At 38.4% G+C, this 7,165-nt stretch carries 6 protein-coding genes and 2 riboswitches; all 6 genes read left to right on the plus strand.

Translation table 11 applies throughout. The features are described from left to right. Positions 1–14: 14 nt before the first annotated feature. Positions 15–116: riboswitch (purine riboswitch) on the plus strand. Between the two features lie 123 nt (positions 117–239). The 6 genes from guaA (at position 240) to CD33_RS03560 (ending at position 6,742) form a co-directional block, all read left to right on the plus strand. After that, entirely contained in the window at positions 240–1,790 is a 1,551-nt protein-coding gene (gene guaA / locus CD33_RS03540; RefSeq protein WP_036198324.1) for a glutamine-hydrolyzing GMP synthase, read from the plus strand. Positions 1,791–2,189: 399 nt separating this feature from the next. Continuing rightward, on the plus strand, positions 2,190–2,339 hold the full coding sequence (locus tag CD33_RS20415; RefSeq protein WP_036198326.1) for a hypothetical protein: 150 nt from the start codon (positions 2,190–2,192) through the stop codon (positions 2,337–2,339). 295 nt (positions 2,340–2,634) lie between these two features. Next, positions 2,635–3,630: a permease gene (locus tag CD33_RS03550; protein WP_052129964.1), complete on the plus strand. Its 996-nt coding sequence runs from the start codon at positions 2,635–2,637 to the stop codon at positions 3,628–3,630. Between the two features lie 14 nt (positions 3,631–3,644). Continuing rightward, the gene (locus tag CD33_RS03555; protein ID WP_036198327.1) at positions 3,645–4,565 is read left to right on the plus strand and encodes a TIGR03943 family putative permease subunit; all 921 of its coding nucleotides are present in this window, start codon (positions 3,645–3,647) and stop codon (positions 4,563–4,565) included. Between the two features lie 289 nt (positions 4,566–4,854). Beyond that, complete coding sequence (locus tag CD33_RS20420) at positions 4,855–5,016, plus strand: YczO family protein (protein ID WP_176400132.1); 162 nt, start codon at positions 4,855–4,857, stop codon at positions 5,014–5,016. A 190-nt stretch (positions 5,017–5,206) separates the two neighbouring features. Further along, positions 5,207–5,308, plus strand: a riboswitch (purine riboswitch). A 108-nt stretch (positions 5,309–5,416) separates the two neighbouring features. Beyond that, complete coding sequence (locus CD33_RS03560) at positions 5,417–6,742, plus strand: NCS2 family permease (RefSeq protein ID WP_036198329.1); 1,326 nt, start codon at positions 5,417–5,419, stop codon at positions 6,740–6,742. Positions 6,743–7,165: the final 423 nt, after the last annotated feature.

The following is a 7,165-nucleotide window of genomic DNA, read 5'->3' on the forward strand; positions in this document are numbered from 1 at the left end:
GGGTAGAATTTAGAAAAATATAATTAGACTGCCTTCATATAAGTCCGATAATAGGGTTCGGATGTTTCTACTAAGTTACCATAAATAACTTATCTATGAGGGCGGGTACAGCTATGTCCTGAGGGCGTGGTGTATCCGCCTTGTCTTCAAACCATGAACGCGTCAGAAAGATTCCTTTTTGAACGCGTTTTTTTGCAAATGAAGCCGGCAGCCTATAAATTTAGAAGAGGTGTAAAAGCATGACGACTCCACTGTTAAAAGAACAAGAAAAAATCGTTGTACTCGATTTTGGTAGCCAATTTAATCAATTAATTACACGTCGAATCCGTGAATTTGGTGTTTTCTCTGAATTACATCCACATAGAATTACGGCTGAAGAAATTAAGGAAATGAATGCTGCAGGAATTATTTTCTCGGGTGGTCCAAACTCAGTATACGATGAAAAAGCATTTAAAGTAGACGAAGCCATATTTGATCTAGGTTTACCGATCTTGGGGATTTGCTATGGTATGCAATTAATGTCGTATGCTCTGGGCGGGAAAGTTGAGGGTGCTGATCATCGCGAATATGGTAAAGCGGAAATCAACATTACAACTGCCAATCAACTATTTGGAGATCTTCCAAAGGAGCAAGTGGTTTGGATGAGTCATGGTGACCTTGTAACAGAAGTGCCGGAGGGATTCGAAGTGATTGCAACAAGTGCCTCTTGCCCAATTTCAGCGATGCAAAATGTTGAACGTGGCTTTTATGCCGTGCAATTTCACCCGGAAGTACGTCACTCTGTATATGGAAACGATATTTTACGCCAATTCGTATTTGACATTTGTCATGCAAAAGGTGACTGGTCAATGGCGAACTTCATCGAGCTTGAAATGAACAAAATCCGTGAACAAGTTGGTGACAAACAAGTCCTTTGTGCATTATCCGGTGGCGTAGATTCTTCTGTGGTAGCCGTATTGATTCACAAAGCGATTGGGGATCAATTAACTTGTATGTTCGTTGACCACAACTTGAACCGCAAAGGCGAAGTTGAGCAGGTCATGAAAACTTTCACGGAAGATTTTGATATGAAAGTGATCAAAATTGATGCACGCGAACGCTTCATGAGCAAATTGGAAGGCGTTTCAGACCCGGAGCAAAAGCGTAAAATTATCGGGAACGAGTTTATTTACGTATTTGACGAAGAATCAGCAAAACTAAAAGATATGGATTTCCTTGCGCAAGGAACACTTTATACAGATATAATTGAATCGGGTACGGCAACGGCCCAAACAATCAAATCCCATCATAATGTTGGCGGGCTTCCGGAAGATATGAAGTTTGAATTGATCGAACCTTTAAATACGCTATTTAAAGACGAAGTTCGTGCTCTAGGTTTGGAGCTTGGATTGCCGGAAGAAATCGTTTGGCGTCAACCATTCCCGGGACCAGGTTTAGGTATCCGTGTTCTTGGCGAAATTACTGAAGCGAAACTGGACATCCTTCGTGAAGCGGATTACATCTTACGTGAGGAAATTAAAAATGCGGGACTTGACCGTGATATTTGGCAATACTTCTGTGTGCTCCCAGACATCCGTTCGGTAGGTGTAATGGGCGATGCACGTACTTACGACTACGCGGTAGGCATCCGTGCCGTAACTTCCATCGACGGCATGACATCCGACTGGGCACGTATCCCTTGGGACGTACTAGAAAAAATCTCGGTGCGCATCGTCAATGAAGTGAAACACGTAAACCGCGTGCTGTATGATATTACTTCCAAGCCACCTGCTACGATTGAGTGGGAGTAAGATCTACGGATATTATAGTGTGAAGAGGTTGTAAGTACAGTCATATCGAAGTTTGGTTGAGGTCGATTCTGAACTTCTTGAATTGCGTCAACTATTGATATCATATAAAATTAATCCTCTTTTAGTTATTCTAGTAACTAGAAGGGGATATTTTTTGTTTTTGTCAAAATATGAGGATAGACCGATGATTTCAAAATGAATCAGCAAGTTAAGGTCGGCAAGATAAGTATAATGAGTTCTATTTGACGGTAAATTACCTTACTAAGTGCGCAATGTTTTTACTCGTATATGTATGTTTAGGCATATATTAATAAGCAAAAGGGTATACAACCGTAAAAAAGGTATACTATATTTGTGTTGAATAGATTTCTTTAAAGACATGAAAAGTAGGTGAACAAAATGGGGAAATATCAACTGGATACAAAAGGTCAGGTAGCTGTGGCTAAATATCACGAGAAAAACAAGCCGTCCAAATTTGATAAAAAGCAACAACTTGAAAAATTACGAGTGGAGTATTTAAAAAAGAAACAAAAACAGACAGGTATCTAATATGAATGGGAACATAAGATGACTAAAATCTCCCATGTTGTTTAAAGCGATTGATTGTGGAGCGTTATGACATTACTTCTAAGCCCTCTGAACGAATGGGTAATCATTTAGAGAAAATGATATAAAAGAAAAAACTCTTACATTTGCACCATAGCAAATGTGAGAGTTTTTTTATGGGAAATGAAATAAATAAGAATTATTACGATTTAAAATTAATACTATATTGTGAGATGTCTATTTTATAACTTGAATTTGGACAAGCAATACAATCCATCTAAAAGAAAGAGGAGATTCGATGCAATCCAGGCAGAAACGATCCTTAACTATCCCGACAGTACTACTCTTAGGTATCTTGTTTTTAATTTCAGTTCCCCTATTAATGAAAAGTACTTCATTAACTCTACCAAGTTCTTTACCACAATTAAATACCATTTTCCTTAGTATTTTAATTGAAGCGATACCGTTTGTCTTAATTGGGGTGCTGATAGCTGGCTTTATTCAAATTTTTATTACGGAAGATCATATTCGCGCATGGATACCGAAAAATAAGTTTCTAGCGGTTGTAATGAGCTGCGTGGTGGGGGCGGCATTCCCGGCCTGTGAGTGCGGGATTGTTCCGATTGTGCGTCGATTGATCGGCAAAGGGGTTCCTTTGTATGCGGGTGTAGGCTTTTTATTAACTGGGCCACTCATAAACCCGATTGTCATCCTATCGACTTACATGGCGTTTGGAAATGATATGGAGATGGCTTTGCTCCGCATGGGTGTGGGGTTTGTAGCAGCTTTGGTGATAGCGCTTATTATCAGCATTTTATTCAAATCCAATCAGTTAAAAAAAGATAAGGGGATTTCTCATTCGGAACGAAAAGGGAACAAGAAACAACCATTCGTAACAAGAATTCGTGAGATGTTAAATCATTCTATAGATGAATTTTTCGATATGAGCAAATATTTGATTGCGGGTGCATTTGTTGCCGCTTTTCTGCAGACCTATGTTTCTACACAATCGCTTCTGCAACTTGGGAATAGTCAGTTTCAATCTGCATTCGTAATGATGGCTTTGGCCTTTGTGCTATCGCTTTGCTCGGAAGCGGATGCGTTCATTGGAGCTTCATTTAAAAATGTATTTCCGACTACGTCAATATTGGCTTTTTTAGTCTACGGACCGATGATCGATCTAAAGAACATGATTATGTTATTAAGTGTATTTAAGGCTAAATTTGTATTCGTTTTATTCATACTCATTACATGTATTGTCTTCATATTTGTAAATCTATCCAGCTTGCTCTAGGAGGTGTGGCATGCATGAAATTTCATTTTCAACATTTTTTAAAAGCGCTTTTACTCGGTATGTTCACTTTGTTTTTTGCAAATCTCCATATTACCGGAGACATAACAAAGTATGTTAACCCGAAATATGATTATATGAGCAAAATGGCAGCCATTTTCTTTTTTGTGTTATTGCTTATTCAGGTTACACGTATCTGGCAGGAAAAACATGCTCGTCATGCATGTTCCCATAAATGTAATCATGACCATGGCGATAGCCAATGGAGTTTGAGACGGATAGTCAGCTATAGTATTGTTGCTTTTCCGATTGTAACGGGGTTTATGATTCCTCCTGCTACTTTAGATTCTTCAATTGCAGCAAATAAGGGATTCCTGCTAACTCAAGATAGTAATGAGGGGCGGGGAGGGGAAGAGCGAACTTCTTTATTGGAAGGTGCAAAATCTTTGGTGGAAAAAGAAAATATCGATATTTATTCAAGTGAGCATATTCCCCTACCTAATGAAAATTACCTGTCAGAAGAAGAATATGACGGGAAGTTGCAGTTGCTTCAGAAATCAGAAAGCATCCATATGACAGAGGATATGTTCAGTACCTATTATGCGGAAATTAATGATAACCCTAAATCCTATATCGGAAAAAAGATTAAAATGAGCGGTTTCGTTTTTAAGGAAGAGGGTTTAGCGAGCAACCAGTTGGTCATTTCCAGATTTTTAATTACTCATTGCATAGCGGATGCCAGCATTATCGGTTTTCTAACAGAAATTAAAGGTGCCGATACCATTCAGGAAGATACGTGGGTAGAAATTGAAGGGGTGATAGAGGTGGGCAACTATAACGGTTCCGACCTTCCGCTTCTGAAGGCGACAAGTTTAAATATGGTAGAGGAACCAAGTGAACCGTACATCTATCCGGTTCTAAAACTGCTTGGTAAATAAAATTGTCGGGAAACCTTGATGTGAATGCCTCAATGGTGGACAGGGTGCATGTTGATTGAAAGGATATTTTACCTAGTCGGAAAATCTGTATTCTTCTCAGACAATCTCAGCCGTTTTGAAGATATAAGTTTCATCCAAATGAGATTTGGTAATAGAAAGAGTAGCAATGACCATATATAACCGCTCGACTTTCTGGGATTCAAAACGTGGGAACACGACAATGCGGCACTGCTGTGAAGCAAACCGAATTGAATCCATATAAGTGAGCTAAAAAGGGAGGGGTAAGAAAATGGAGAAAACAGGCAAGGAAAAAATTGATCGATTGGAAGATAGCGCTACATTTGACGACATCCCGAATGTAGAGTTAAACCACAAAGTAAAAGATGAAAGAAATAAAGACAAGACGAAAGATACTTCTTCTAGTGAAGAGGAAAGAGTGGACGAAAATTAAAGTTTTGGGAGCAAAACCATTAATGTGGTTTTGCTCTTTTTTGTGGGAATTTAATGGTGTACCCCTTATTAGGGCAAAATCTTCGGTAGTAATTTGTGAAATAAATGTTAATTCACGAACTTTAAATATATTTTAAGGGAAAATGTTCGTAAAAGTGGTTGATATTCATTAAATGAGATGATATATTACATGAGTAAATTAAATAATTCGTCGTATAATGTCGAGAATATGGCTCGTGAGTTTCTACCAAGCTACCTTAAATAGCTTGACTACGATTTTTAATGTATTAGTAATTGCTATACTTGTATAGTTAATTCTGATCGATCGTAGACATGCAACTCCTGTTAGGTGCGTGTCTTTTTATTTTTTGACATTGGGGACGATTAATTCGGAGGACAAAATGAAAAAGTATTTCCAATTTGATCAATTAGGTACTACATATGGTCGTGAAATTCTGGGAGGTTTCACTACATTTTTAGCGATGGCCTATATTTTGGTTGTTAACCCTTTAACTTTAACTCTAGATGATGTAAAAGATTTGCCGGATGCTTTGCGCATGGATTACGGGGCGGTGTTTGTAGCAACAGCGATCTCAGCGGCGGTTGGTTGTTTCATAATGGGATTCCTGGCCAAATACCCATTGGCGCTTGCTCCCGGTCTTGGGCTTAATGCATTCTTCGCATATACAGTTGTTTTAGTAAACGGCAGTCCTTGGCAACATGCTTTAGCGGCAGTATTTATTTCAGGTGTATTCTTCTTGCTATTAACATTAACAGGTTTGCGTGAAAAATTAATTAACGCCATCCCGATGGAGCTGAAATTGGCGGTAGGTGCAGGAATCGGATTATTTATTGCATTTATCGGCATGCAAAACGCCGATATTATCGTAAATAATGATGCTACACTGGTTGGTATCGGGAACTTGCATGATCCGCAAGTCTTGCTAGCCGTCTTTGGTATTATCATCACGGTTATTTTCTTAGTAAAAGGATTTAAAGGCGGAGTATTCTACGGTATGGTCATTACTGCAATCGTAGGCATGATTTTTGGCTTAGTGGAATTGCCTGGCAGTATATTATCGGCGCCACCAAGTATCGCACCAACATTCGGGTCATTATTCAGTGCATTTTCAGATCCGGAATTCTATTCTTTAACAATGCTTTCTGTCATTCTTACATTCCTGTTTGTCGATTTCTTTGATAACGCGGGTACATTAATGGCGGTTGCAAACCAAGCTGGTTTTGTAAAAGACAACCGCTTGCCTCGCGCTGGGAAAGCATTAGTTTCTGATTCGATTGCTACGATTATAGGATCTATTTTCGGTACTTCAACAATCACATCTTATGTTGAATCTTCTTCAGGTGTAGCAGCAGGTGCAAGAACAGGCTTTGCCTCAGTGGTAACGGGTGTGTTATTCTTGCTGGCATTATTCCTTTCCCCTGTATTATCGGTGGTGACTAACGCGGTTACAGCCCCGGCTTTAATCGTAGTGGGGGTGTTAATGGTTGCTTCTCTTGGACAAATAGCATGGAATCGCTTTGAAATTGCAGTGCCTGCATTTTTAACTATGATCATGATGCCACTAACATATTCGATTGCGACTGGTATCGCGGTTGGTTTCATTTTCTATCCATTAACAATGATTATTAAAGGCAAGGCGAAAGAAGTAAGTCCGATAATGTATGTTTTTGCGGTCATCTTCTTGTTGTATTTAGCAACTGTCTAATCAATTCAATCCTTATTAAGCGTGATAAGCTTCTACAATTAGTTAGCTTATCACGCTTTTTTACTTGTTAAGGAAAAGTAAGAACGCTAATCAACTATTTATATAGAGAAAACTCATGTCCGATGGTTTGTATATTAACGAAATAGTTTTACTTTTTGTTTTTACTTGTTATCTGATAGTGAGGGTGATATAGTATTAAAAGTTGCTCTTGAGTTAGAATGTTAGTTAGCGAGTAATGATAAATCTGTTGAAGTTTTAATGTCGAAGCCAAATGGCTATTGACATCTGAAAACAACAATGTTAATATTTAAAAGTTACTTACTAAAACACTTACCTAAGTGTTGACAATGAATCGTTATATTGATATGATGATTTGAGTAACAAAATGAACCTTGAAAACTGAACAACAAAACGTTAATGAAA

The sequence above is a fragment of the Ureibacillus sinduriensis BLB-1 = JCM 15800 genome (assembly GCF_000772955.1).
Lineage (GTDB): Bacteria > Bacillota > Bacilli > Bacillales_A > Planococcaceae > Ureibacillus > Ureibacillus sinduriensis.

Bases quoted from the DNA above. Each gene is read 5' to 3' on its own strand.
- guaA (WP_036198324.1), top strand. From the start codon at position 240: ATGACGACTCCACTGTTAAAAGAACAAGAAAAAATCGTTGTACTCGAT.
- CD33_RS20415 (WP_036198326.1), top strand. From the start codon at position 2,190: ATGGGGAAATATCAACTGGATACAAAAGGTCAGGTAGCTGTGGCTAAA.
- CD33_RS03560 (WP_036198329.1), top strand. From the start codon at position 5,417: ATGAAAAAGTATTTCCAATTTGATCAATTAGGTACTACATATGGTCGT.
- CD33_RS03550 (WP_052129964.1), top strand. From the start codon at position 2,635: ATGCAATCCAGGCAGAAACGATCCTTAACTATCCCGACAGTACTACTC.
- CD33_RS20420 (WP_176400132.1), top strand. From the start codon at position 4,855: ATGGAGAAAACAGGCAAGGAAAAAATTGATCGATTGGAAGATAGCGCT.
- CD33_RS03555 (WP_036198327.1), top strand. From the start codon at position 3,645: ATGAAATTTCATTTTCAACATTTTTTAAAAGCGCTTTTACTCGGTATG.